Source organism: Undibacterium sp. SXout20W (assembly GCF_049340285.1).
Lineage (GTDB): Bacteria > Pseudomonadota > Gammaproteobacteria > Burkholderiales > Burkholderiaceae_D > Undibacterium.
Genome location: NZ_JBMPPH010000001.1, coordinates 148,816 through 174,771, shown reverse-complemented (window position 1 = coordinate 174,771; position 25,956 = coordinate 148,816). Strand labels below are relative to the sequence as shown.

At 46.3% G+C, this 25,956-nt stretch carries 26 protein-coding genes and 1 tRNA gene; 25 read left to right on the top strand and 2 right to left on the bottom strand.

The window, feature by feature from the left end:
- Nucleotides 1-47: 47 nt before the first annotated feature.
- The 21 genes from pnp to ACO0K1_RS00790 all read left to right on the top strand — a co-directional run bounded on the left by pnp (nt 48) and on the right by ACO0K1_RS00790 (nt 20,426).
- A complete protein-coding gene (pnp, locus tag ACO0K1_RS00890) occupies nt 48-2,189 on the top strand; it encodes a polyribonucleotide nucleotidyltransferase (RefSeq protein WP_423021939.1) in 2,142 nt (713 codons plus the stop codon).
- 164 nt (nt 2,190-2,353) lie between these two features.
- On the top strand, nt 2,354-3,334 hold the full coding sequence (locus ACO0K1_RS00885) for an NAD(P)H-quinone oxidoreductase (RefSeq protein ID WP_423021938.1): 981 nt from the start codon (nt 2,354-2,356) through the stop codon (nt 3,332-3,334).
- 123 nt (nt 3,335-3,457) lie between these two features.
- Nucleotides 3,458-4,207 (top strand): triose-phosphate isomerase, encoded by a 750-nt coding sequence (gene tpiA, locus ACO0K1_RS00880; RefSeq protein ID WP_423021937.1) that lies wholly within the window; start codon nt 3,458-3,460, stop codon nt 4,205-4,207.
- A 45-nt stretch (nt 4,208-4,252) separates the two neighbouring features.
- The gene (secG, locus tag ACO0K1_RS00875) at nt 4,253-4,618 is read left to right on the top strand and encodes a preprotein translocase subunit SecG (RefSeq protein WP_423021936.1); all 366 of its coding nucleotides are present in this window, start codon (nt 4,253-4,255) and stop codon (nt 4,616-4,618) included.
- 86 nt (nt 4,619-4,704) lie between these two features.
- Nucleotides 4,705-4,789: transfer RNA gene (locus tag ACO0K1_RS00870), tRNA-Leu, on the top strand.
- Nucleotides 4,790-4,903: 114 nt separating this feature from the next.
- Nucleotides 4,904-5,263 carry an NADH-quinone oxidoreductase subunit A gene (locus tag ACO0K1_RS00865; RefSeq protein ID WP_423021935.1) on the top strand — a complete coding sequence of 120 codons (360 nt, stop codon included), beginning with the start codon at nt 4,904-4,906 and terminating at the stop codon, nt 5,261-5,263.
- Between the two features lie 6 nt (nt 5,264-5,269).
- Nucleotides 5,270-5,746, top strand: a complete 477-nt coding sequence (locus tag ACO0K1_RS00860; protein ID WP_186911854.1) for a NuoB/complex I 20 kDa subunit family protein — start codon at nt 5,270-5,272, stop codon at nt 5,744-5,746.
- Between the two features lie 29 nt (nt 5,747-5,775).
- A complete protein-coding gene (locus ACO0K1_RS00855) occupies nt 5,776-6,372 on the top strand; it encodes an NADH-quinone oxidoreductase subunit C (protein WP_423021934.1) in 597 nt (198 codons plus the stop codon).
- Nucleotides 6,372-7,625 (top strand): NADH-quinone oxidoreductase subunit D, encoded by a 1,254-nt coding sequence (locus ACO0K1_RS00850; protein ID WP_423021933.1) that lies wholly within the window; start codon nt 6,372-6,374, stop codon nt 7,623-7,625. The genes ACO0K1_RS00855 and ACO0K1_RS00850 overlap by 1 nt, the downstream gene beginning before the upstream one ends.
- A 34-nt stretch (nt 7,626-7,659) precedes the next feature.
- On the top strand, nt 7,660-8,148 hold the full coding sequence (gene nuoE, locus ACO0K1_RS00845) for an NADH-quinone oxidoreductase subunit NuoE (RefSeq protein WP_423021932.1): 489 nt from the start codon (nt 7,660-7,662) through the stop codon (nt 8,146-8,148).
- On the top strand, nt 8,148-9,443 hold the full coding sequence (gene nuoF / locus ACO0K1_RS00840; protein WP_423021931.1) for an NADH-quinone oxidoreductase subunit NuoF: 1,296 nt from the start codon (nt 8,148-8,150) through the stop codon (nt 9,441-9,443). The genes nuoE and nuoF overlap by 1 nt, the downstream gene beginning before the upstream one ends.
- A gap of 32 nt (nt 9,444-9,475) precedes the next feature.
- A complete protein-coding gene (nuoG, locus tag ACO0K1_RS00835; RefSeq protein WP_423021930.1) occupies nt 9,476-11,779 on the top strand; it encodes an NADH-quinone oxidoreductase subunit NuoG in 2,304 nt (767 codons plus the stop codon).
- Nucleotides 11,779-12,843 (top strand): NADH-quinone oxidoreductase subunit NuoH, encoded by a 1,065-nt coding sequence (nuoH, locus tag ACO0K1_RS00830; RefSeq protein WP_423021929.1) that lies wholly within the window; start codon nt 11,779-11,781, stop codon nt 12,841-12,843. Before nuoG ends, nuoH begins: the two co-directional genes overlap by 1 nt.
- A gap of 13 nt (nt 12,844-12,856) precedes the next feature.
- Complete coding sequence (nuoI, locus tag ACO0K1_RS00825; RefSeq protein WP_423021928.1) at nt 12,857-13,345, top strand: NADH-quinone oxidoreductase subunit NuoI; 489 nt, start codon at nt 12,857-12,859, stop codon at nt 13,343-13,345.
- 16 nt (nt 13,346-13,361) lie between these two features.
- Nucleotides 13,362-13,994, top strand: coding sequence for an NADH-quinone oxidoreductase subunit J (locus ACO0K1_RS00820; RefSeq protein ID WP_423021927.1), 633 nt, complete (start codon nt 13,362-13,364; stop codon nt 13,992-13,994).
- A gap of 1 nt (nt 13,995) precedes the next feature.
- Entirely contained in the window at nt 13,996-14,304 is a 309-nt protein-coding gene (gene nuoK, locus ACO0K1_RS00815; RefSeq protein ID WP_423021926.1) for an NADH-quinone oxidoreductase subunit NuoK, read from the top strand.
- Nucleotides 14,305-14,385: 81 nt separating this feature from the next.
- Nucleotides 14,386-16,461 (top strand): NADH-quinone oxidoreductase subunit L, encoded by a 2,076-nt coding sequence (gene nuoL / locus ACO0K1_RS00810; protein ID WP_423021925.1) that lies wholly within the window; start codon nt 14,386-14,388, stop codon nt 16,459-16,461.
- A 26-nt stretch (nt 16,462-16,487) separates the two neighbouring features.
- Nucleotides 16,488-17,981: an NADH-quinone oxidoreductase subunit M gene (locus ACO0K1_RS00805; RefSeq protein ID WP_423021924.1), complete on the top strand. Its 1,494-nt coding sequence runs from the start codon at nt 16,488-16,490 to the stop codon at nt 17,979-17,981.
- A gap of 78 nt (nt 17,982-18,059) precedes the next feature.
- Nucleotides 18,060-19,544 carry an NADH-quinone oxidoreductase subunit NuoN gene (nuoN, locus tag ACO0K1_RS00800; protein ID WP_423022067.1) on the top strand — a complete coding sequence of 495 codons (1,485 nt, stop codon included), beginning with the start codon at nt 18,060-18,062 and terminating at the stop codon, nt 19,542-19,544.
- An 11-nt stretch (nt 19,545-19,555) separates the two neighbouring features.
- The gene (locus ACO0K1_RS00795; RefSeq protein WP_423021923.1) at nt 19,556-19,867 is read left to right on the top strand and encodes a DUF2818 family protein; all 312 of its coding nucleotides are present in this window, start codon (nt 19,556-19,558) and stop codon (nt 19,865-19,867) included.
- Nucleotides 19,860-20,426 (top strand): NUDIX domain-containing protein, encoded by a 567-nt coding sequence (locus ACO0K1_RS00790; RefSeq protein ID WP_423021922.1) that lies wholly within the window; start codon nt 19,860-19,862, stop codon nt 20,424-20,426. Before ACO0K1_RS00795 ends, ACO0K1_RS00790 begins: the two co-directional genes overlap by 8 nt.
- Nucleotides 20,427-20,503: 77 nt before the next feature.
- On the opposite strand, the gene ACO0K1_RS00785 is transcribed toward ACO0K1_RS00790, so the two are convergent.
- Nucleotides 20,504-22,132, bottom strand: coding sequence for an electron transfer flavoprotein-ubiquinone oxidoreductase (locus tag ACO0K1_RS00785; RefSeq protein WP_423022066.1), 1,629 nt, complete (start codon nt 22,130-22,132; stop codon nt 20,504-20,506).
- Nucleotides 22,133-22,475: 343 nt separating this feature from the next.
- Here ACO0K1_RS00785 and ACO0K1_RS00780 point away from each other — a divergent pair, with 343 nt between their 5' ends.
- Entirely contained in the window at nt 22,476-23,252 is a 777-nt protein-coding gene (locus ACO0K1_RS00780; RefSeq protein ID WP_423021921.1) for an SDR family oxidoreductase, read from the top strand.
- Nucleotides 23,252-23,692, top strand: a complete 441-nt coding sequence (locus ACO0K1_RS00775; protein ID WP_423021920.1) for an acyl-CoA thioesterase — start codon at nt 23,252-23,254, stop codon at nt 23,690-23,692. Before ACO0K1_RS00780 ends, ACO0K1_RS00775 begins: the two co-directional genes overlap by 1 nt.
- Nucleotides 23,693-23,767: 75 nt before the next feature.
- On the opposite strand, the gene ACO0K1_RS00770 is transcribed toward ACO0K1_RS00775, so the two are convergent.
- Entirely contained in the window at nt 23,768-24,328 is a 561-nt protein-coding gene (locus ACO0K1_RS00770; RefSeq protein ID WP_423021919.1) for a LuxR C-terminal-related transcriptional regulator, read from the bottom strand.
- Between the two features lie 210 nt (nt 24,329-24,538).
- On the opposite strand from ACO0K1_RS00770, the gene ACO0K1_RS00765 reads away from it, so the two are divergent.
- The gene (locus ACO0K1_RS00765; protein ID WP_423021918.1) at nt 24,539-25,240 is read left to right on the top strand and encodes a CoA transferase subunit A; all 702 of its coding nucleotides are present in this window, start codon (nt 24,539-24,541) and stop codon (nt 25,238-25,240) included.
- A 15-nt stretch (nt 25,241-25,255) separates the two neighbouring features.
- Nucleotides 25,256-25,897 (top strand): CoA transferase subunit B, encoded by a 642-nt coding sequence (locus tag ACO0K1_RS00760; protein ID WP_423021917.1) that lies wholly within the window; start codon nt 25,256-25,258, stop codon nt 25,895-25,897.
- The last annotated feature ends 59 nt before the right edge of the window (nt 25,898-25,956 follow it).

The following is a 25,956-nucleotide window of genomic DNA, read 5'->3' as shown; positions in this document are numbered from 1 at the left end:
GAACGACAGCCCCTGAAAATCTGTCGGCATAATAGAAAGGACACATTGTGTTTAATAAAGTAACTAAAACCTTCCAATACGGTCAGCATCAAGTCACTCTGGAAACAGGCGAAATCGCACGTCAGGCTTCTGGTGCCGTTATGGTATCTATTGAAGATACCGTTGTGTTGGCAACTGTTGTTGCAAAAAAAGATGCAAAACCAGGTCAGGATTTCTTTCCTTTGACCGTGGATTACATGGAAAAAACTTACGCGGCTGGCCGTATTCCTGGCGGTTTCTTTAAGCGTGAAGGTCGTCCATCTGAAAAAGAAACACTGACTTCCCGTCTGATCGATCGCCCAATTCGTCCATTGTTTCCAGAAGGCTACCTGAACGAAGTGCAAGTGATCGTACATGTTTTATCTGTGAACCCAGAAATCGATCCTGATATCGCTGCGATGATCGGCGCATCTGCTGCTATCTCTGTTGCTGGCATCCCATTTAGTGGTCCAGTTGGTGCGGCGCGCGTTGGTTATATCGACGGTCAATATGTATTGAACCCAACCGCAACACAATTGAAATCCTCCCAATTGGATTTGGTTGTTGCGGGTACTGAAACCGCCGTGTTGATGGTGGAATCCGAAGCGCAACAATTGTCTGAAGAAGTGATGTTGGGCGCGGTTGTGTATGGTCACGAGCAAATGAAGGCTGTGATCGATGCAATTCATGAATTGGTCCGTGATGGTGGTAAGCCTGAAGTTCGATGGGCGCCAGCGCCTAAGAATGAGCCTTTGATTGCTGCTGTTACAGCAGTTGCAGAGCCATTGCTGCGTGCGGCTTACCAGACTAAAGAAAAACAAGCTCGTACAGAACAATTAAAAGCTGCAACTACCAGTGTTTCTGCTGCATTGGCTGAGCAAGCGGCGGCGGCTGGTGTTGCTGCACCGGACTCCTCCGAAGTTGGTAATATCCTGTTTGATCTGGAAGCGAAAATTGTTCGCTCACAAATCCTTGAAGGTGAGCCACGTATCGATGGCCGTGACACACGCACTGTGCGCCCTATCACTATCCGTACTGGCGTTTTGCCACGTACGCACGGTACTGCATTGTTCACACGCGGCGAAACACAAGCTTTGGTGATTGCAACTCTGGGTACTGCTCGTGATGAGCAAAAAATTGATGCGTTGATGGGTGAGTACTCTGATCGCTTCATGTTGCATTACAACATGCCTCCGTTCGCAACCGGCGAAACAGGTCGCGTTGGTACGCCTAAGCGTCGTGAAATTGGTCACGGTCGTTTGGCTAAACGTGCCTTGCAAGCTGCATTGCCGGATCCGGAAAATTTCAGCTACTCAGTACGTCTGGTATCTGAAATTACTGAATCCAATGGTTCTTCTTCAATGGCGTCGGTTTGCGGTGGTTGCCTGGCATTGATGGATGCTGGTGTGCCAATGAAAGCACACGTTGCTGGTATCGCGATGGGCTTGATTAAAGACGGCAATAAATTTGCTGTTTTGACTGATATTCTGGGTGATGAGGATCACCTTGGTGATATGGACTTTAAAGTTGCTGGCACTGCAGAAGGTATTACTGCATTGCAAATGGACATCAAAATCCAAGGTATTACTAAAGAAATCATGCAAGTGGCTTTAGCGCAGGCTAAAGAGGGTCGCGTGCATATTTTGGGCAAAATGCAAGAAGCGGTGCCAGTGGGTAAAACTGAGTTGTCTGACTTTGCGCCACGTCTGATCACAATCAAGATCAATCCTGAAAAAATCCGTGATGTCATCGGTAAGGGCGGTGCGGTGATTCGCGCCTTAACTGAAGAGACTGGCACTCAGATCGATATTAGCGATGAAGGTGTTGTTACTATCGCTTCAGTTGATGCTGCAGCTGGTCAGGAAGCAAAGCGTCGCATCGAAGAATTGACCGCAGAAGTTGAAGTTGGTAAAGTCTACGAAGGTACTGTTCTGAAGTTATTGGACTTCGGTGCGATCGTTCAGATCATGCCAGGTAAAGACGGTTTATTGCATATCAGTCAAATCGCCAACGAGCGCGTAAATGCAGTTGCTGACTACCTAAAAGAAGGTCAACAAGTACGTGTGAAAGTGCTTGAAACTGATGACCGTGGCCGCTTTAAATTGTCCATGAAAGCAGCAGTTGCAGAGCCTGAAGCGCAGCCTCAGCAGCAACAGCAACAGCAACAGTAACAGTAGCTGTAATAAAGGTTCACTTACTTAGGATAACGGCAACTAGTTGAACGAATTCCGACGTAAAAGTAAGTTTGACGATAAACGCCCGTGTTAGCCACGGGCGTTTTTTTATTGGCTTACAATGGGGATTTAATACACCTTTTATTTTTTGCGGAGCAAATATGCGTGCGATTGAAATTACTAAATACGGTGGTCCAGAGGTGTTGCAGCTTGCTGATAGACCGGTGCCGGTTGCTGGCGTAGGTGAGGTGCTGATACGAGTGCACGCCGCCGGGATTAATCGTCCTGACGTATTGCAAAGGATGGGGTTTTATCCTGTGCCGCCGGGTGCCTCTGATCTACCTGGTCTGGAAGTTGCTGGCGAGATCGTTTCTGGTGACGTCTCGGGTACGCATTTCAAGATTGGCGACAAAGTTTGTGCGTTAGTGCAGGGTGGCGGTTATGCTGAGTATTGTGTTGCTCCCGCCGTGCAATGTTTGCCTGTGCCGCATGGTTTGTCGATGGTCGAGGCTGCATCCTTGCCCGAAACTTATTTTACGGTATGGAGTAATGTGTTTGATCGTGCTCGATTGAGTGCGGGAGAGTCGCTGCTAGTGCAGGGTGGTACCTCGGGCATCGGCGTCACAGCAATTCAAATGGCGAATGCTTTGGGGCATAGGGTATTCGCGACTGCCGGTTCGGAAGATAAGTGTCGGGCCACGGAGCGTCTTGGTGCGGAGCGGGGTATCAATTATAAAAATGAAAATTTTTCCGAAATCGTTAAAGAGGTGACTGATGGTAAGGGCGTTAATGTTATTTTGGATATGGTTGCTGGCAGCTATATTCCAAAGGAAATTGATTGTCTTGCAGATGATGGTCGAATTGCTATTATTGCCTTGCTGGGTGGAGCAAAATCGGAGGTCGATTTGGCACAAGTATTGCGGCGTCGTTTAACGATCACTGGTTCAACATTGCGTCCTCGGAATGTTGCTTTTAAGGCGGCAATAGCTCAGAAATTGCGCGATAAGGTGTGGCCTTTGTTGGAGTCTAAACGCATCTCCCCAGTAATTTATAAGGTATTTCCCTTGGATCAGGCGGCTGATGCGCATACCTTGATGGAGCAAGGTCATCACATCGGGAAAATCGTGCTTCAATTGATGTAATATCCCGAACTGTTAAAACACCAACATTTTATTGTGGTTTTACTTGTGATTCGGTATGTTGTTGGTTTGACCGTGCACATCCCAGCACGATACAATAGACGGTTATTTACCCTAAGACTTACTATGCGACGTACTCTTATAGCTGGCAACTGGAAAATGAATGGTAGTTTTTCTGCCAATCGTGCTCTGCTTACCGATATCATTGCTGGATTGCCTGATGGTAATTCGATTGAAACTTTGGTCTGTGCACCGGCGCCTTATTTGGCGCAATGCGCGGAAGTGCTCGGAAAAACGCCGGTAAAATGGGGTGCGCAGGATGTATCTGCGCATATCAAGGGTGCTTTTACGGGAGAAGTCTCGGCTACAATGTTGGCTGATTGCCAATGTAAGTACGTGATTGTCGGTCACTCTGAGCGCCGTGCTTATCATGCGGAGAGTAATGAGCTGGTTGCGCAAAAAGTCGTGCAGGCGTTATCAGAAAAGTTGACTCCCGTCGTCTGTGTTGGTGAAACTTTGGAGCAGCGCGAAGGTGGTGCGACAAATGCGATCGTTGGCGCGCAATTGCAGGTCGTTTTGGATGTGCTGAGTGCTGAACAAGTTTCTGAGATTGTTCTGGCTTATGAGCCAGTTTGGGCAATTGGAACTGGTAAAACCGCCACGCCACAAATGGCACAGGATGTACATGCATTTTTGCGTGGTCAGTTATCGGTTAAAAGTGCAGAAGCGGCAAATACCGTACGGATACTTTACGGTGGGAGTATGAAGCCAGAAAATGCCAAAGAATTGCTGGCAATGGCGGATATTGATGGTGGCTTGATTGGTGGGGCGGCATTAAAAGCAGCTGATTTTTTGGCGATCATTTCTGCTTGTTGATGAATTGATGTAGTAACGTGGGTTAATCTTTTTTAGGTGTTTTGAATGCAAACTTTTTTTACTTATACGCTGATAGTGATTGTTCAGGTTTTATCAGCATTGGCGATCATTGGCTTGGTATTGTTGCAGCACGGTAAAGGTGCTGATATGGGGGCGTCATTTGGCTCCGGTGCATCAGGTAGTTTGTTTGGTGCAACGGGATCTTCAAATTTTTTGTCTCGTTCGACTGGTGTGGCTGCGGCACTGTTTTTTTTCGCGACCCTCATGTTGGGTGTGAATGCTGGTAGTCATAAGGCGGCGACTGGCGTGATGGATGGTGTTTCGGTGGTTAAGCCAGCTCCGGCAGTAAATGCGGCGGCGGCAGCAGCTTCGGCGGCTTCGGTTTTGCCGGCGAATCAGATTCCAAAATAATTTAGCAATTCCCAGCAAAAAAACATTGAATTTCCGCAATTGTGCGTTGAACAATGAGGTCAATCATAGTAGAATGCTGGGCTTAGGCCGACGTGGTGAAATTGGTAGACACGCTATCTTGAGGGGGTAGTGGCGAAAGCTGTACGAGTTCGAGTCTCGTCGTCGGCACCAAAGCAATAAGTCAGTTTTTCTTTTCTGATTTTGTCGAGGAAGCGATCATTAATTGAGGTTTGTTGTCAATCGATGGTTTGCTTCAATGTGGCGTTCAATTACAGGTAGCCTAACGTGAGCCTCGAAAATTATTTCCCAGTTCTTCTCTTTATTCTGGTTGGCATTGGTGTTGGTGTTGTGCCGCAAATCTTAGGGCGTATTCTCGCTCCCTATAAGCCAGATTCTCAAAAAACATCTGCATATGAGTGTGGTTTCGAAGCATTTGAAGATGCTCGTATGAAATTTGATGTACGCTATTACCTTGTTGCAATTCTTTTTATTCTCTTTGATCTTGAGACTGCGTTCTTCTTCCCTTGGGCGGTGTCCTTGCGTGAATTGGGGTGGACCGGCTTTTTGATTATGTTGGGATTTATTTTGGAATTTGGTGTGGGTTTTTGGTACATCTGGAAAAAAGGCGCTCTGGATTGGGAGTGATGGATTATGGCTATTGAAGGTGTGTTAAACGAAGGTTTTGTCACGACGACGGCTGATAAGCTGATCAACTGGACGCGTACCGGATCGATGTGGCCAATGACGTTTGGTCTGGCTTGCTGTGCAGTTGAGATGATGCATGCAGGTGCCTCCCGTTATGATCTGGATCGTTTTGGTGTCGTGTTTCGCCCATCCCCACGTCAATCTGACGTTATGATCGTGGCAGGAACCTTGTGCAATAAAATGGCGCCAGCGTTGCGTAAGGTTTATGATCAAATGGCTGAGCCTCGTTGGGTTATTTCCATGGGTTCGTGTGCTAATGGTGGTGGTTATTACCATTACTCGTATTCCGTTGTTCGTGGTTGTGATCGTATTGTTCCAGTTGATATTTATGTGCCAGGATGTCCGCCAACCGCAGAGGCGCTGATTTATGGTGTTATTCAGCTGCAGAATAAGATTAAACGTACTAATACCATCGCTCGCTAATCGCGCGATTGCTAAGGCAGCCGTTAAATATGACAACTAAATTAGAAAATCTCGAGGCAGCAGTCAAAGTCGTCTTGGGTGATCGTATTCTCGATTTTAAAAATGCATTCGGTGAGTTGACGATCATTGTGTCGCCTGTTGAGTATTTGCAGGTAATGCGTGATTTGCGTGATCACGCCGATACGCATTTTGAAGAGTTGATTGACCTTTGTGGTGTTGATTACTCAGCATACGCAGATGGCGCTTGGGAAGGTGCTCGATTTGCAGTGGTATCCCATTTGCTCTCTGTGAAGAATAACTGCCGTCTGCGCGTGCGCGTGTTCGCTGCAGATGATGAGATGCCAATTGTGCCATCGCTGGTTGATGTGTGGAATGCCGCCAACTGGTATGAGCGCGAAGCCTTCGATTTGTTTGGTATTCTGTTCGATGGTCACAATGACTTACGTAGAATTTTGACTGACTATGGATTTATTGGTCATCCGTTCCGTAAAGATTTCCCCGTCTCTGGATACGTAGAGATGCGCTATGACGCGGAGCAAAAACGTGTGGTCTATCAGCCAGTAACGATAGAGCCGCGTGAAAATACACCACGTATTATTCGTGAAGAAAATTACGGGATCAAATAATGGCCGAAATTAAGAATTACACCCTCAACTTTGGTCCTCAACATCCGGCTGCGCATGGTGTTTTACGCTTGGTTCTGGAGTTGGATGGTGAGGTTATTCAGCGTGCGGATCCGCATATCGGCTTGTTGCATCGTGCGACAGAAAAGCTGGCTGAACAAAAAACATTTCTGCAGTCTGTGCCATACATGGATCGTCTTGACTATGTCTCGATGATGTCCAATGAGCACGCTTACGTGATGGCGATTGAGAAAATGTTGGGCCTCGAAGTCCCAATGCGCGCTCAGTACATTCGTGTCATGTTTGATGAAATCACTCGCGTATTGAATCACTTGATGTGGATTGGTGCTCATGCGCTTGACGTTGGTGCGATGGCAGTGTTTTTGTATGCCTTCCGTGAACGTGAAGATTTGATGGATTGCTATGAGGCCGTTTCCGGAGCGCGTTTGCATGCTGCCTACTATCGTCCTGGCGGCGTGTACCGTGATTTGCCTGAAAAAATGCCTCAATTCACGACGTCTGCATTGAAAAATGCAAAAGCAATGCGCGAATTGAATGAAAATCGTCAAGGTTCATTGCTCGATTTTATTGAGGACTTCACTAACCGTTTCCCAGGTTATGTCGATGAATATGAAACTCTGTTGACTGATAATCGTATCTGGAAGCAACGTTTGGTGGGTATCGGTGTGGTCAGCCCGGAACGCGCATTGGCAAAAGGCTTCACAGGTCCAATGTTGCGTGGTTCCGGCATTGAATGGGATTTGCGTAAAAAGCAGCCTTACGAAGTTTACGATTTGCTCGATTTTGATATTCCTGTTGGTGTTAATGGCGATTGTTATGATCGCTATTTGGTGCGCGTTGAAGAGATGCGTCAATCAAATCGCATTATTAAACAGTGTGTTGAGTGGTTGCGAAATAACCAAGGGCCAGTTATTTCAGATAATCACAAGGTTGCGCCGCCACATCGTGTGAATATGAAGTCGAACATGGAAGAGTTAATCCATCACTTCAAATTGTTCACTGAAGGTTTCCACGTTCCTGCTGGTGAAGCGTATGCCGCAGTAGAGCATCCAAAAGGTGAATTTGGTATTTATTTGATGTCTGATGGTGCGAATAAGCCATATCGTCTGAAGATTCGTGCGCCAGGTTATGCGCATTTGCAGGGTCTGGATGAAATGGCAAAAGGTCACATGATTGCTGATGCTGTAACGATCATCGGTACTCAAGATATTGTGTTTGGTGAGATTGATAGATAAAAAACGCTTTTGGCGTTGATTCGAGGCATTGGCTATGGTGTTATCAGAGCAGGCATTTAAAAAAATTGATCGCGAACTTGCAAAGTTCCCGGCTGACCAGCGGCAATCTGCCGTCATGGCGGCGTTGGCTATTGCTCAGGATGAGACCGGCTGGGTTTCTCCTGAAGTAATGCAAACTTTGGCTGACTATATCGGTATGCCTGCGGTCGCGGTTCAGGAGGTGGCAACCTTCTACAATATGTACAACACGAAACCTGTAGGTAAATTCAAGATTTCGGTTTGTACGAATTTGCCGTGTGCGTTGTCCGGTGGTGAACGTGCAGCGTTACACTTAAAGCAAAAACTAGGTATTGATTACAAAGAAACGACAGCAGACGGTCAATTCACCTTGGTTGAAGGTGAATGTATGGGCGCGTGCGGTGATGCGCCTGTTATGCTGGTCAACAACAAACGTATGTGTAGCCTGATGTCGAATGAAAAAATCGACGGCCTGGTAAGCGAACTGAAAGAGGCGGGTAAATAATGACGAGTCTGCATAATCGCCATATTAAGCCTTTGATTCTGGCTGGCCTGGATGGTAAAAACTGGCATCTCCAAGACTATGTTGCCCGTGGTGGTTACGAATCTCTTAAACGAATTTTGTCGGAAAAAATTCCACCAGAGCAGGTCATTGCAGAGTTGAAAGCATCGTCACTGCGCGGTCGCGGTGGCGCTGGGTTTCCGACTGGATTGAAGTGGAGCTTCATGCCACGTCAGTTTCCGGGTCAAAAATATCTGGTCTGTAATACCGATGAAGGCGAACCAGGTACGTTCAAAGACCGTGACATCATTCGCTACAATCCCCATGCGTTGATTGAAGGCATGGCGATCGGTGCCTACGCAATGGGTATCACAGTAGGTTACAACTATATTCACGGCGAAATTTTTGCTGACTACGATCGCTTTGAAGAAGCAATTGAGGAAGCTCGTGCTGCTGGCATGTTGGGCGATAACATCGCTGGCTCTGATTTCTCTTTCCAGTTGCATGCGTTCCATGGCTATGGCGCGTACATCTGCGGAGAAGAAACAGCATTGCTGGAATCACTTGAAGGTAAAAAAGGTCAGCCGCGTTTTAAACCGCCTTTCCCAGCGAGTTTTGGTCTGTATGGAAAACCGACGACCATCAATAACACTGAAACTTTTGCAGCAGTGCCTTTTGTATTGGCGATGGGTGGCGAGAAATACGCTGCTTTGGGTAAGCCAAACAACGGTGGCACCAAGATTTTTTCTATGTCAGGTGACGTAGCTAAACCAGGTAATTACGAAGTTCCAATGGGAACACCGTTTGCGACATTACTGGAATTAGCAGGCGGAATGCGCGACGGTAAAAAAATTAAAGCGGTCATTCCTGGTGGATCTTCGATGCCAGTATTAACTGGTGACGTAATGATGGCTACCGACATGGATTACGACTCCATAGCCAAAGCAGGTTCTATGCTGGGTTCTGGCGCTGTTATCGTGATGGATGAAACACGTTGCATGGTCAAATCGTTGCTGCGCTTGTCTTACTTCTATTTTGAAGAGTCTTGCGGTCAATGTACACCGTGCCGTGAAGGGACTGGCTGGTTGTATCGTATGGTGCATCGTATTGAGCACGGTCAGGGGCGTCCTGAAGATCTGGATATGCTCAACTCCATTGCAGACAACATCCAGGGCAAAACGATTTGCGCATTGGGTGATGCAGCTGCGATGCCAGTTCGCGCATTTATCAAGAATTTCCGCGAAGAATTTGAATATCACATCGAGCATAAGCATTGCTTGGTTCCTACTTACCTGTAAGCCAGATTCGGTTAGCACACTTAGAGTAAACCATGGTTGAAATCGAAATAGACGGCAAAAAAGTCGAAGTCCTAGAGGGCAGTATGGTAATGGACGCAGCCAATAAACTTGGCACGTACATCCCCCATTTTTGCTATCACAAAAAATTATCTATTGCGGCAAACTGCCGCATGTGTCTGGTTGAGGTTGAAAAAGCACCTAAGCCATTGCCAGCATGTGCGACTCCTGTCACGCCAGGCATGATTGTGCGTTCCTCCAGCGATAAGGCAGTGAAGGCACAAAAAGCAGTGATGGAATTTCTGCTGATCAACCACCCACTAGATTGCCCTATTTGCGATCAGGGCGGTGAATGTCAGTTGCAGGATCTTGCTGTCGGTTATGGTGGTACAACTTCGCGCTATGAAGAAGAAAAGCGCGTCGTTTTTCACAAAGACGTAGGTCCTTTGGTTTCAATGGAAGAAATGAGTCGTTGCATTCATTGCACACGATGTGTACGTTTCGGTCAGGAAATCGCCGGCGTCATGGAACTTGGTATGCTTAATCGCGGTGAACATTCTGAAATCACTTCGTTTGTTGGCCAGACAGTTGATTCTGAGTTGTCAGGTAATATGATTGATCTGTGCCCGGTTGGCGCACTGACATCAAAACCTTTCCGCTACTCCGCGCGTACATGGGAATTGTCTCGCCGCAAATCTGTCAGCGCACATGATGCACTGGGTTCTAACCTGATCGTTCAGGTGAAGAATGGCAAGGTCATGCGTGTTGTGCCGATGGAAAATGAAGACATCAACGAATGCTGGATTTCTGATAAAGATCGTTTCTCATACGAAGCATTGAACAGTGCTGAGCGTTTGACAAAACCAATGATCAAGCAGGGTGGTCAATGGCAGGAAGCTGATTGGCAAACAGCACTTGAATATGTGGCACACGGTCTGCGCAATGTAAAACACGAGCACGGTGCTGATGCCATTGCTGCGGTTGCTGCGCCGCATTCTACGTTAGAAGAATTGTCCTTGTTGCAGCGCGTTGTGCGTGGCTTGGGTTCCGATAACGTCGATTTCCGTTTGCGTCAGTCTGATTTCAGCCTGAATGGTCAAATCAAGCCATGGCTTGGTACTTCCATCAGTGAGTTCGGTAAGTTGAAGAACGTCTTTATCGTTGGTTCTTTCTTGCGTAAAGATCATCCGGTTCTGGCTGCGCGCTTGCGTCAGTCCGTGAAGCTTGGTACGAAGGTAAGCGTCCTTAATGCGAGTGACGATGAGCAATTGATTAAGTTAGCAAACAAAGCGATTCTGGCTCCTTCCGCATGGGGTTCTTTCCTGGCTGAAGTGGCAGTGGCAGTTGCTGGTAAAAAACAAGTTGCTGTGCTAACTGGTCTGGAGTCCGTAACAGCGACCGAAGCGGCGTCAAAAATTGCTGACAGTCTGATCGCTGGTAGCTCTGGCGTGTTCCTTGGTAATACAGCGTCCTACCATCCAGAGGCGGCGAAATTGCACGCATTGGTGCAGTGGATTGCAAAGAATACGGATGCGGCGTTCGGTTACCTCACTGAGGCAGCGAACACTGTTGGTGGATATATCGCTAACGCAGTGCCGGCCAAGTCTGCAAAACCAGTTTTTGCAGAAGCGAAAAAAGCTTACATCGTGTTGCACGCAGAGCCAATCTTGGATTCGGCGCATCCGATTCAAGCAAAAGCTGCATTAGCACAAGCCGAGATGGTCGTTGTGATGTCACCATTCAAGCACGGTGCTGAATACGCCGACGTGTTGTTGCCAGTGTCTCCATTCACAGAAACATCTGGTACTTTCGTGAGTTGCGAAGGTCGTGCACAAAGCTTCCACGGTGTTGTAAAGCCGTTAGGCGAGACACGTCCAGCATGGAAAGTTTTGCGGGTTCTGGGTAACTTGTTAGGTCTCGAAAACTTTGATTTCGATACGGCAGAAGCAATTCGCGATGACGTTTTAGCGCAAGCACATATTGCATCGGTATTGAACAATGTCGCTGATGTCGCTCCCGCCGTGACTGCTTTGGAGGCTGGATTGGAGCGCGTGACAAACGTTTCTATTTATAGCACTGACGGTATCGTTCGTCGTGCGGAATCTTTACAAAAGACGGCAGATGCACAGGCAACGCTGGCATGGATTAGTGCAGCACTGGCTCAAAAATTAAGCATCAACAGCGGTGATATGGTTAAGTTCACCAAAGGTGGTTCGATATTGTTGAGCGTTGGTATTGATCCATCTCTTCCAGAAAATGTAGTAAAAGTCGCTGCAGGTCACGAAACGACCAGCAATCTTGATGGCATGTTTGGTGCAATTACTGTGGAGCGTGCGTAATGAATTTGCTGCTCACTATTGAAAGCTTTGGGCAAGGTGTATTTGGCTATTTATGGCCATTGATCTGGACTCTGGTTAAAATCATCTGCATTACTTTGCCAGTGATGGGCTGCGTAGCTTACCTGACATTATGGGAACGTAAGATGATTGGCTGGATGCATATTCGTCTTGGCCCTAATCGCGTTGGTCCGGCTGGTTTATTGCAACCAATTGCCGATGCTGTAAAACTGTTATTAAAAGAAATTATCGTTCCAGCGAAGGCGAACAAAGTTTTGTTTGTTCTGGCACCTGTAATGACAATTATGCCAGCGCTGGCCGCTTGGTCGGTAATACCGTTTGGCCCTGAGACTGTGTTGGCAAATGTTAATGCGGGCTTATTGCTGGTGATGGCCATCACATCGATGGAAGTCTACGGGATTATTATTGCTGGTTGGGCATCTAACTCTAAATATGCGTTTCTCGGTGCTATGCGTGCTTCGGCGCAGATGGTGTCTTACGAAATTGCGATGGGCTTCGCCCTGGTGATCGTTTTGATGGTGTCCGGAAGTTTGAATCTGACAGACATCGTGAACGGCCAATCGAAGGGTTATTTTGCACAGATGGGTTTGAATTTCCTGTCATGGAATTGGTTGCCTTTGCTGCCTATTTTTGTTGTGTATGTCATTTCTGGTATCGCCGAGACAAACCGTCATCCGTTTGACGTCGTTGAGGGTGAATCTGAGATTGTTGCTGGTCACATGGTTGAATATTCGGGTATGTCCTTCGCGATGTTCTTCTTGGCTGAGTACGCCAACATGATCTTGATTTCCGCAATGGCATCCTTAATGTTCTTGGGCGGTTGGGCTTCACCATTCAGTTTCTTGGGGTTCATCCCAGGTTGGATCTGGCTTGGCATCAAAACCTTTGTTGTGGTCTCCATGTTTATCTGGGCTCGCGCATCATTCCCACGTTATCGTTATGATCAGATCATGCGCTTGGGTTGGAAAGTATTTATCCCCCTGACTTTAGTGTATCTGGTGTTTGTTGCTGCTTGGATGCAAACCCCTTGGAATATTTGGAAGTAAGAGGCTGAAGAAAATGGAAGCAATTAAAGATTTTTTTGGCAGCCTGATGCTGCGCGAACTAATTAAGGGATTGGCATTGACCGGTCGCTATATGTTCGCTCGCAAGATTACTGTCCAATTTCCAGAGGAAAAAACACCGCAATCACCACGTTTTCGTGGTTTGCATGCCCTGCGCCGCTACCCAAATGGAGAAGAGCGTTGTATCGCATGTAAATTGTGTGAGGCTGTCTGTCCTGCGATGGCAATTACAATTGAATCTGATCAGCGTGCCGATGGTTCACGTCGCACTACTCGTTACGACATCGATTTAACGAAATGTATTTTCTGTGGCTTCTGTGAAGAATCATGCCCAGTTGATTCTATCGTTGAGACGCATGTTCTGGAATACCACGGCGAGAAACGCGGCGATCTGTATTTTACAAAAAAGATGTTGTTGGCCGTAGGTGATCGCTACGAAACACAAATTGCGGCAGCGCGTGCAGCTGACGCAGCTTACCGATAATTGGAACGGTTTCGATATGGAATTTACAACCGCATTATTTTATGTATTTGCAGCGATATTGATACTTGCCGCAACGCAGGTTATCACTGCACGTAATCCTGTGCATTCAGCACTGTTTCTCGTATTAGCTTTCTTTACCGCTGCCGGAATTTGGATGTTGTTGAAAGCCGAATTTCTTGCCATTGTCCTGGTGCTAGTCTATGTCGGTGCCGTCATGGTTCTATTCCTCTTTGTCGTGATGATGCTCGATATTGATCTGGATAAATTACGTGCTGGTTTCTGGGGACATTTCCCTTTAGCTGTGACAATTGGTGTGGTGGTTGTGTTAGAAATGTCGGCGGTGTTGTGGCGTGGATTTTTACGCATAGAAACTCACGTACATACTGCTGCCGAAAATATCGGTGATACCAAGAATTTAGGTATCGAGATTTTTAGTCACTACCAACTGGCGTTCGAAGTTGCTGCAGCAATTTTGTTATTGGCAATCGTTGCAGCTGTCGCGTTGACGTTACGTCGCCGCAAAGACAGTAAGTATTTTGATCCAGCTCAGGCCGTTAAAGTTCAAAGCAAGGATCGCATACGTGTCGTGAAAATGAAAGCTGAGTCTGAGCGTGCGACGCTCGCCGCAACCGAAAAGCAGGGGAATTAAGATGGCTTTGACATTGACGCACTACTTGATTTTGGGCGCAATTTTGTTTGCTATATCAATCGTCGGTATATTTTTGAATCGCAAAAATATTATCGTTTTGTTGATGGCAATCGAATTGATGTTGTTGGCGGTAAATATTAATTTCATCGCGTTTTCTCATTATCTTGGAGACGCAGCAGGGCAGATTTTTGTTTTCTTCATACTGACGGTTGCTGCTGCTGAATCCGCAATCGGATTGGCGATTCTCGTTGTTATGTTCCGCAGTTTGGATACGATTAACGTTGAAGATTTAGACGCACTCAAAGGATAATGTGGATGGGTTGTTGCAATCTGCGGCAACCCCTCATTCGCTAGCGATTTAAAAAAGTAACAAGCTAACAAAAGGGTCATCATGGCGGGGCAACTTAACCCACAATTATTATTGGCTGTACCTCTGGCACCATTGGCAGGATCTGCCATTGCTGGTTTGCTGGGCACCAAGTTCTTCGGTAACGTCGTCGGACGTAAAGTCTCACATACTGCAACAATACTTGGCGTATTGGTGGCTTTCATCATTTCATGCATGACACTAAATGCATTGATGGATGGTGCGCCGATTTACAACGCTACTTTGTATCAATGGATGCAAGTAGCAGGTTTGAAGCTAGAAGTAGGTTTTCTGGTCGATAATCTCACGGCAATGATGATGTGTGTGGTGACCTTCGTTTCACTGATGGTTCATATCTACACTATCGGCTACATGGCTGAAGACGAAGGCTATAACCGCTTCTTCTCTTACATCTCTTTATTCACATTTTCAATGCTAATGCTCGTTATGAGCAATAACTTCTTGCAACTGTTCTTCGGTTGGGAAGCAGTGGGTCTGGTGTCGTATTTGTTGATTGGGTTCTGGTACACCAAACCAACAGCGATTTACGCGAACATGAAAGCTTTCTTGGTCAACCGTGTTGGTGACTTTGGCTTCATCCTCGGTATTGGTTTGATTCTGGCTTACGCTGGCTCCATGAATTACGCCGAAGTGTTTGCCAAGAAGGAAGAATTAGCAAAGCTGCTGTTACCAGGTACTAACTGGATGTTGATTACGGTTGCTTGTATTTGCTTGTTCATCGGTGCGATGGGTAAATCAGCACAGTTTCCTCTGCACGTGTGGTTGCCTGATTCGATGGAAGGCCCAACGCCAATTTCCGCTCTGATTCACGCGGCGACGATGGTCACTGCTGGTATCTTCATGGTGTCCCGTATGTCGCCGTTGTTTGAATTGTCTGATACCGCCTTGTCATTCATTCTGGTGATTGGTTCTATCACGGCATTGTTTATGGGTTTCCTTGGGATTATTCAAAACGATATCAAACGTGTAGTTGCGTATTCGACATTGTCTCAGTTGGGTTACATGACTGTGGCACTCGGTGCTTCTGCCTACTCAGTTGCTGTGTTTCATTTGATGACGCACGCATTCTTTAAAGCGCTGCTGTTCTTAGCTGCTGGCTCTGTGATTATTGGTATGCACCATGATCAAGACATTCGCAACATGGGTGGCTTACGTAAATACATGCCGATTACGTGGATCACTTCTTTGATCGGTTCTTTGGCATTGATCGGTACGCCATTCTTCTCCGGTTTCTACTCGAAAGATAGCATTATTGACGCGGTACAAGCGTCGCATCTGACAGGTGCTGGTTTTGCTCAGTTCGCAACGTTGGCAGGTGTATTCGTTACTGCGTTTTACTCGTTCCGGATGTATTTCCTGGTATTTCACGGCAAAGAAAACTTTGGACACGCTCACGGTCATGATAATCATGCGCATGATCACAAAGCGCATGACGCACATGCGCACGATGATCACGCTGACCATGATGAACATCACGGTCTGGCTCCAGGACAAAAACCACACGAGTCTCCATTTGTTGTCTGGTTCCCATTGGTTATGTTGGCGATCCCTTCAGTGATCATCGGTTTTATCGCGATCGAGCCAATGTTGTTTGGTGCGTTCTTTGAAAAAGTGATTGCCGTTAATGAAGCGCATAAAGCAATGGAAGAGTTGAAAGACGAATTCCACGGCCCTGTGGCCATGGCAGTTCATGCATTCACGTCGTTGCCATTCTGGCTGGCGTTGGCAGGCGTAGTCACATCGTACTTCTTCTATATGGTTAAACCTGCGATTCCTACGGCTATCAAGAAGCATTCGAGCGCGATCTATAACGTGCTCGATAACAAGTACTACATGGATAAATTCAATGAAATCGTATTTGCAGGCGGTGCACGGGTGTTAGGTGGCGGCTTGTGGAATATCGGTGACAAAGGTTTGATCGATGGCTTGGTGGTAAATGGCAGCGCGAAATTAGTCGGTTGGCTCTCGCGTGGTATTCGTTTGTTCCAAAGTGGTTATATCTATCACTATGCTTTTGTAATGATTTTGGGTGTTCTGGGGTTCCTTGTGTACTTCATGCCATTCCCTTTTGCTAAATAAGTGACCTCGGCTATAAAAATATAATCATGATGCAGTCAACTTCCTCCTTACTCAGCCTGGCGATTTGGTGTCCAATCGCGTTTGGCCTCTTTGTTTTAGCTTTCGGACGGGATAACAATCCCGGGCTGGTGCGCGGTGTTTCCCTGATCGGTTCTCTGGCGAGCTTTTTGGTAACTTTGCCGTTGATTACCCATTTTGATAACAATGCGCACGGTATGCAATTTGTTGAGAAATTTACATGGATAGAAAAATTTAATGTTTTCTACTCACTGGGCATCGACGGCATCTCTTTGTGGCTGATTCCTCTGACAGCGTTCATTACTGTGATTGTGGTAATCGCTGCATGGCAAGTGATTGAGAAACAAGTTGCACAGTACATGGGCGCGTTCCTGATCCTGTCGGGACTCATGATTGGCGTATTTTCTGCGTTAGATGGCATGCTGTTCTACGTGTTCTTCGAAGCCACATTGATCCCTATGTACATTATTGTAGGTATCTGGGGCGGCCCGAATCGGGTGTACGCGGCGTTTAAATTTTTCTTGTACACGTTGCTAGGTTCTTTGTTGACCTTGATTGCGATCATCTATTTGTACAACAAAGCCGGTCATTCTTTCGATATTCTTAACTGGCATAAACTGCCGTTGACAATGTCAGAACAGATCTTGATTTTCTGTGCGTTCCTCATGGCGTTCGCAGTAAAGGTTCCAATGTGGCCGGTGCATACTTGGTTGCCAGACGCTCACGTAGAGGCGCCGACGGGTGGCTCGGTTGTATTGGCTGCGATCATGTTAAAACTTGGTGCGTACGGTTTCTTACGATTCTCACTGCCGATTGCGCCTGACGCAAGTCATTACATGGCCGGCTTCATGATTACATTGTCTTTGATCGCGGTAATTTATATCGGTTTGGTTGCCTTGGTACAGGCTGATATGAAAAAACTTGTCGCGTATTCTTCGATTGCACATATGGGTTTCGTTACTCTTGGTTTTTTCATGTTTAACGCCATGTCCATGCAAGGCGCGATTGTGCAAATGATTTCCCACGGCTTTATTTCCGGCGCAATGTTCTTGTGTATTGGTGTGCTGTATGACCGCGTACACTCACGTCAGATCGTCGATTACGGTGGCGTGGTCAATAAAATGCCGAAGTTTGCTGCATTGTTTGTATTGTTTTCCATGGCGAACTGTGGCTTGCCAGCGACTTCAGGTTTCGTTGGTGAATTTATGGTAATTTTGGGCGCAGTTCAATTTAATTTCTGGATTGGTATGCTGGCTGCAACAGCTCTGATTTTCGGTGCGGCTTACTCTTTGTGGATGGTTAAACGTGTTGTGTTCGGTAAAATCACGAACGACCACGTTGCCCATTTAAGCGATATCAATAAGCGCGAGTTTTTTATGCTGGGTGTTTTAGCGATTGCAGTTATTGCGATGGGGCTGTATCCAGCGCCATTCACTGATGCGATGCAAGTCTCAGTAAGTGATCTTTTGAAGCATGTGGCTGTTTCTAAGTTGCCACTCTAACTAAGGATATAGACAAGCAAGCCCGTCCCACGGTTTTCAATTCGTCAATCGTGTGATAGCAGATCAATGCTAGTAGAACTGAATAATATGAACTTCACACCACTTTATCCTGAAATATTTTTGCTGCTGGCGACCTGTACAATTTTGCTGGTCGATATGTTTTTGGCAGACAGCAAGCGTAATGTGACTTATGTCATGAGTATAGTCACGTTGTTTGTGTGCGGGGCGTTGACCTTAGCAACCGCGAATAACGAAGGATCAACTTATGTTAGCAATAACATGTTTGTGTCTGATCCTATGTCAATGCTGCTGAAGATGTTCTCCTACATCGCAGTGGGGATGACGCTGATTTACTCTCGTCAATATGTTACGGACAGAGGTATGAGCAACGATAAATTAGGCGGTGAATTTTATGTTCTCGCTTTGTTTGCCTTGCTTGGTCAGATGATCATGATTTCAGGAAATAATTTCTTGATTATTTATCTGGGTCTTGAATTGATGTCCCTGTCTTTGTATGCATTGGTTGCTTTGCGTCGCGACCACTCGGTATCTACTGAGGCGGCGATGAAGTACTTCATTTTAGGTGCCTTAGCATCTGGATTCATGTTGTACGGTATCTCTATGCTCTACGGCGCAACGGGTTCTTTGGGATTGTCGGAACTGGCAAAAGTAGCAGCGACGCCAGCTGCGAACAAAACTATTCTGGTTTTTGGTATTGTGTTCTTGGTGGCTGGCCTTGCCTTCAAATTAGGCGTCGTACCTTTCCATATGTGGGTACCGGACGTTTATCAAGGGTCCCCTACGGCTGTTACTTTATTACTGGGTGGCGCTCCAAAGCTGGCGGCATTTGCAATTACTTTCCGTTTGCTGGTTGAAGGTTTATTTTCCCAGGCAGTCGATTGGCAACAGATGCTTGTGGTTCTAGCGGTCTTGTCGATGGCGGTTGGCAATTTAACGGCGATTGCGCAGACTAACCTAAAACGTATGCTTGCCTATTCAACCATTTCGCAAATGGGTTTCATGTTGCTAGGGTTATTGTCTGGCGTCGTTAATGGTGATTCTAGTCTTGCTGCGGATGCCTACAGTGCTTCCATGTTCTATAGCATCACTTATGTGTTAACGACACTGGGTACGTTTGGTGTGATTATGTTGCTGTCGCGCTCTGGTTTTGAAGCGGACAACTTGGACGATCTGAAAGGTTTGAATAAGCGCTCACCATGGTTTGCGTTAGTGATGCTGCTATTGATGTTCTCGTTGGCTGGTATTCCTCCGTTAATGGGTTTCTATGCCAAACTATCTGTATTGCAATCAGTCGTAGCGAGTGGACAGCTTTGGTTGGCATTAGTTGCAGTATTATTCTCGTTGATCGGTACGTTCTACTATTTGCGAGTCGTTAAATTAATGTACTTCGATGAGCCATCAGATAATGCCATTATCAATCCTAGCGCCGATGTGCGCGTGGTTTTGAGTTTGAACGGAGCGGCAGTGCTGGTTTTAGGTTTTTTCCCAGGTGGTTTAATGACAGCATGTTTAAATGCTATTGTTAAGACACTCGCTTCTTAAGGCGGAATCTTTTGGGTAGTTCTTCTTTTGTATGGTTAGTGGTAGTGTTGGCGGTAGTTGCCGCTAACCTTCCATATATGAACGAGCGCTGTTTCGCACTCTTTGCGATACAGCGCTTTTCTTTTTCGAAGCCTTTTTGGGTGCGAATGATCGAAATTATTGCACTATATTTGCTTGTCGGTGAGCTTGGGCTTTCGTTTGAACGTAGCTTAGGAAATGCTTTCCCACAAGGATGGGAGTTCTTTGCCATCAGCTTTTGTCTCTTTGTTGTATTGGGCTTCCCAGGCTTTGTGTATCGTTATTTGAGGCGAACTCATGGCTGATAAATTGGATGTTGACCTACATTTAGCAGAACGCAAGCTTGACGGTCACTTGGCGTACGATGGTGATTTTCTTCGGGTTCAGAAAGATCGAGTCGTACTTCCTGATGGAAAAATAACTACACGTGAATATATTCGCCACCCAGGTGCCGTTGTAATTATCCCTCTGTTTGATGATGGTACTGTGTTAATGGAAAGGCAGTTTCGTTATCCATTAGATCGGGTGTTTATTGAATTTCCTGCTGGGAAAATTGATCCTGGAGAAAGCACTTTGCTTTGCGCTCAACGTGAGCTAAGAGAGGAGACAGGATATACGGCGACGAGTTGGCGTCACGTTTGTACCATCCATAATGCGATTGCATATGCAGACGAGCATTTAGAAATTTATCTCGCCCAAGGGCTATCAGCAGGAGAGTCGAAACTGGATGACGGGGAATTTTTAGAAACCTTTGTGGCAACTCAAGCTGAACTTTTAGCGTGGGTACGCGAAGGTAAAATTACGGATGTTAAAACGGTCATAGGTACGTTTTGGCTGGAGAAAATTCTTCAGGAATCTTGGTAGTTAGACAAATTGCCGATAATTCGTCTTTGATTAAAGATATAAAAAAGCCGCTGGAATTAATTCCAGCGGCTTTTTCACTACATATTCGGATAATTTGGACCGCCACCACCCTCTGGCGTAACCCACACAATGTTCTGGGTCGGGTCTTTAATATCGCACGTCTTACAGTGAACGCAGTTTTGTGAATTAATTTGCAATCTATCTTTACCATCGTCTGTTTTCATGAATTCATAGACTCCGGCTGGGCAATATCGAGCTTCTGGGCCAGCGTACTTTGCCAGATTAATATCTACCGGCACATTTGCATTTTTCAAAGTCAGGTGGATAGGCTGATCTTCTGCATGATTGGTGTTTGATATGAACACAGACGACAAGCGATCAAACGTTAGTTTGCCATCTGGTTTCGGATATGCAATAGGCTGAAACTCTGAAGCAGGACGCAAGCACTCATGATCTGCGTGGGTGTGATGCAAAGTCCAAGGTGCCTTACCACCGAAGACCACCTGATCGATACCGACCATCAACGTGCCAAGGTACAAACCTTTGCTCATCCATGGTTTGAAATTGCGTGCTTTGTGCAATTCTTCGTGCAACCAGGATGCTTCAAACGCCGCACTGTAAGCGGTGACTTCATCATACTGGCGACTTTCTCCCAAGGCCGCAAATACAGCATCTGCGGCCAGCATGCCGGTCTTGATAGCCGCATGGCTACCTTTGATGCGGCTAGCATTCAAAAAGCCTGCATCGCAGCCAATTAATGCCCCACCTGGGAACGTCAGTTTAGGTAATGACTGTAGCCCACCTGCCGTAATTGCACGTGCACCATAAGCGATTCGTTTGCCACCTTCAAAAAACTGGCGGATTTCAGGATGCGTTTTGTAGTGTTGGAATTCCTCGTACGGTGATAAGTACGGATTTTCGTACCCAAGTCCTACAACATAACCTACAGCGACCTGGTTGTTTTCTAAATGATATAAAAATGAACCACCATAGGTATCACTATCTAATGGCCAACCTGCTGAATGAATTACTAATCCAGGCTGATGTTTCGATGGATCTATTTCCCACAATTCTTTGATACCAATGCCGTACGTTTGTGGATCTTTACCTTTATTAAGGTCATATTTTGCGATCAACTGCTTGCCTAAATGGCCGCGTGCGCCTTCTGCAAATAAAGTGTATTTTGCATGTAATTCCATTCCCAACTGAAATGCTGGGCCAGGTTCGCCTTCACGGTTAACGCCCATGTTGCCGGTCGCTACACCCTTAACGGAGCCGTCGTCGTTATACAAAATTTCTGCAGCAGGAAATCCTGGGAAAATTTCTACGCCAAGCGCTTCTGCCTGTTGCCCTAACCAACGTACAACGTTTGCCAATGAAATCACGTAATTGCCATGATTTTGAAAACATTTTGGCAGCATCCAGTTAGGTGTTTTGTGTGCCTTGGTTTCAGTTAAAAATAGAAAACGGTCTTCAGTAACAGCGGTAGTGAGCGGTGCGCCAAGTTCCTTCCAATTTGGAATAAGTTCGGTGAGGGCTTGAGGATCCATGACTGCTCCGGAGAGAATGTGTGCACCGAGTTCGCCGCCTTTTTCTAACACACAGACGGAAACATCATTGCCTTTCTCTGCAGCTAATTGCTTTAGTTTGATTGCCGCAGACAGCCCGGCTGGTCCACCACCCACAATAACGACATCATATTCCATGGTGTCGCGTGGACCGTATTGTTCAAGAATGTTTTGGGTCATGGAGTCATCACTTTCTGGAAATATTTTCGAACGAGCGTGCTAAATTATTTTCAGCATGTTATATGCTAGAAAGTTAATGCGCAAGTTGCGGATTAGAATAAGGTCACCAACCAGGTGCCTGACAATAAGCGGAATTATCGCAGAGGGCAGTTCGCTACGCATCATTTTAGCGAGATTTAGGTGTAAAAATGCACATAAACTGGTTAAGGCGCTAAAATCCTTACAACACAAACATGATCTCTATGTCATCATAGCGATTCAAATAGACGGCAGAAGATTGAAATTTTTCTCGGAGATATCGATGGGTATAGAAGTTAACTTTGAAGGAAAAATTGCGCTGATTACTGGTGCTTCCAGTGGCTTAGGTGCAAGGTTCGCTAAAATTTTGGCACAAGCCGGAGCTCAGGTCGTACTGGCCTCGCGTCGGATCGACAGACTCAAGGAACTGCGGGCTGAAATCGAAGCTGATGGCGGTGCGGCGCACGTTGTCGCGCTCGATGTTACTGATTATTCTAGTATTAAATCAGCGATCGCTCACGCTGAAACTGAGGCTGGTCCAATCGATATTTTGATCAATAATTCTGGTGTATCAACGACACAACGCTTGGTCGATGTTACCCCTGATGATTATGCTTATGTCATGGATACCAATCAGCGCGGTGCTTTTTTCGTCGCCCAAGAAGCGGCAAAGCGTATGATTGCGCGCCACAAGGGCGATCCAAGAAAGCAGCACCGCATCATTAATATTGCGTCGGTTGCTGGTCTGCGTGTTTTGCCTCAAATTGGCATTTACTGTATGAGTAAAGCGGCTGTGGTGCATATGACCAAGGCGATGGCAGTTGAATGGGGTAAGTACGGTATTAATGTAAATGCAATTTGTCCGGGTTATATTTCTACTGAGATCAACGAAGAATATTTCGATACCGAACAAGGTCAAAAATTAATCGACATGTTGCCACGTAAACGAGTAGGGACGCCTGAAGATCTTGATGGTTTGCTGTTGCTATTGGCGGCGGAAGAGTCACGCTTTTTGAATGGCGCCATCGTCACGGCTGATGATGGGATGAGTGTTCAATAATGGCGACGGGTGACAAAAAGTTAGTTTATACCGTCACCATCCCCATTCGCTGGGGTGACATGGATGCGATGGGTCACGTCAATAACACCATATATTTTCAATATATGGAACAGGCACGTATCGAATGGCTATCAATGATGGGCTGTTTGCCTGATGAAAATGGCAATGGTCCTGTTATTGTCAATGCCCATTGCACCTTCAAGAAGCCACTCAAATACCCCGGACAAGTCGAAGTATGTACGTATATCTCGACTTTAGGTCGAAGTAGTTTTGAAACCATTCAGGAAATGCGATCCGTTGGTGATGGCTATTCACTGTATGCAGAAGGCGGTGCAAAGTTAGTTTGGGTTGATGCTACCACTGAAAAATCTATTCCCTTGCCAGAATCGATCAAGCAAAAATTCGTTGAATTTAAGAGCGAGCAACGACGTCGTCGTTAAATTCTCGATCATGTAAATTGCGTATGGTTTCTTTGTGTGGCGAATGCAGGAATGCTCTGCATCGAGCACTTTAATTTAGTGGACGATGCCAAGTAATTTATGCACCAGTTCACTCGACGTGGACGCGGAAAATTTTTTCATTAACTTGGCGCGATGCATTTCTACAGTTCTTGGACTTAAATCAATTTGTCTCGCAATAAGTTTGCTGGTTTTTCCCTCGACTAATAGGGCCGCAATTTCGCGCTCACGCGGCGTCAGCTCTGCGCTCACTGTGCGTTTGGCGCTTAAGTCTTCAAATGTCCAGATGCCTGCAGCGTGCGGGTGTTTTTTATCCAACCCACGACCGGAAACATGGCACCAGAATAATTCCTGATCTGCGCGTTTCATGATGCGTTCATCGGAATAACTTCCCTTCGCATTCATTATCGGTGCGATTCTGGCACCAGTCCTTTCAAATTCGTCTGTGCTTGGATAAAGTATCTGAAATGACGCACCAATCAATGTGTCTTGATGATATCCAAACATGGTTGCCAGAGCAGCATTGCAAGCAAGTATGATACGGTTCTCAGAGACACACATCCCTATTGGTGCAAATTGAAAAATGCTGGCAAAATCGATGTTAGTCTTGGTATTCATAGTGCGGCAAAGATGGGTGTGGTTACCAGAAGTATTGGTAGTTTTACGGTATTGCGGAGTATAGCGTAGCATCATATGCTTGAGGACTGTTAAGCGATTAGCATGGTTGGTTGGCGGGAGACTCACGTAAAATGGGCTTCGCCTGTAACGCCGGGTTGGTGCACAATAGAATAGATAACTAATAAATCCTGAATATGGAAGGGGACAGCAATGAATAAAGTTTATGCTGACGCAAATTCCGCCTTGGCGGACATTGTAAAAGATGGGCAAACCATTGCCGTTGGCGGCTTTGGTTTATGTGGCATTCCTGAGGCATTGATTGCCGCCTTGCGGGATACTGGTGCCAAGGAGCTTACGGCAATTTCAAATAATGCAGGTGTTGATGGCTTCGGTTTGGGGCAGCTATTAACAACGCGCCAGATTAAAAAAATGATTTCGTCTTATGTCGGGGAAAATAAAGAGTTTGAACGTCAATATCTTGCCGGAGAGTTAGAGTTGGAATTTACGCCGCAAGGTACATTGGCTGAAAAGCTGCGTGCTGGCGGTGCTGGAATTCCTGCTTTCTTCACTAAAACCGGCGTTGGAACGATTGTTGCGGACGGTAAAGAAATCCGTGAATTTGATGGTCACCAATACGTCATGGAGCGTTCTTTAGTTTCCGATGTTTCCTTGGTGAAAGCGTGGAAGGCAGATAAAGCCGGTAATTTGGTTTATCGTAAAACTGCCCGTAATTTCAATCCGAATGTGGCGATGGCCGGCAAGATTACCGTTGCTGAAGTGGAAGAATTGGTTGAAATTGGTGAGATTGATCCTGATGAAGTGCATACGCCGGGTATCTATGTGCAACGTATCGTTGTGAATGCGCATCCAGAAAAACGGATCGAGCAACGTACTGTACGTCCATCAAATTAAGACCGGGAGAAAAAAATGGCATGGAATCGTGATGAAATGGCTGCGCGTGCAGCATTAGAATTGCAGGATGGCTTTTACGTTAATCTTGGTATCGGCTTACCGACCTTGGTTGCAAATCATGTTCCGCAGGGCGTGGAAGTTTGGTTGCAATCAGAAAATGGATTATTAGGAATTGGTCCTTTCCCGACGGAGGATGAAGTTGATCCCGACTTGATCAATGCTGGTAAGCAAACGGTAACGACCTTACCTGGATCCTCTATTTTTAGTTCTGCAGACTCGTTCGCTATGATACGTGGCGGGAAAATTAATTTGGCTATCCTGGGTGCGATGCAGGTAAGCCAAAGTGGTGACCTTGCTAACTGGATGATCCCAGGTAAGATGGTGAAAGGGATGGGCGGCGCAATGGACTTAGTCGCTGGTGTTGGACGGGTGGTTGTGTTGATGGAACACGTTGCCAAAGGCGACGCGCATAAAATCCTGAAGCAGTGCAATCTGCCACTGACAGGCGTTGGCGTCGTAAATCGTATTATCACCGATCTTGGGGTCATCGATGTCACACCTCAAGGCTTAAAATTAGTTGAGCTGGCGACTGGCGTGACTGTCGATGAAATTATTGCTAAAACTGAACCGACGCTGGATGTTTCAACTTTGGTATAAATCGATTTTGCGCACTTTTGGTGCGGTCAAGTAACAAAAACCGACGGCTATTCCCGTCG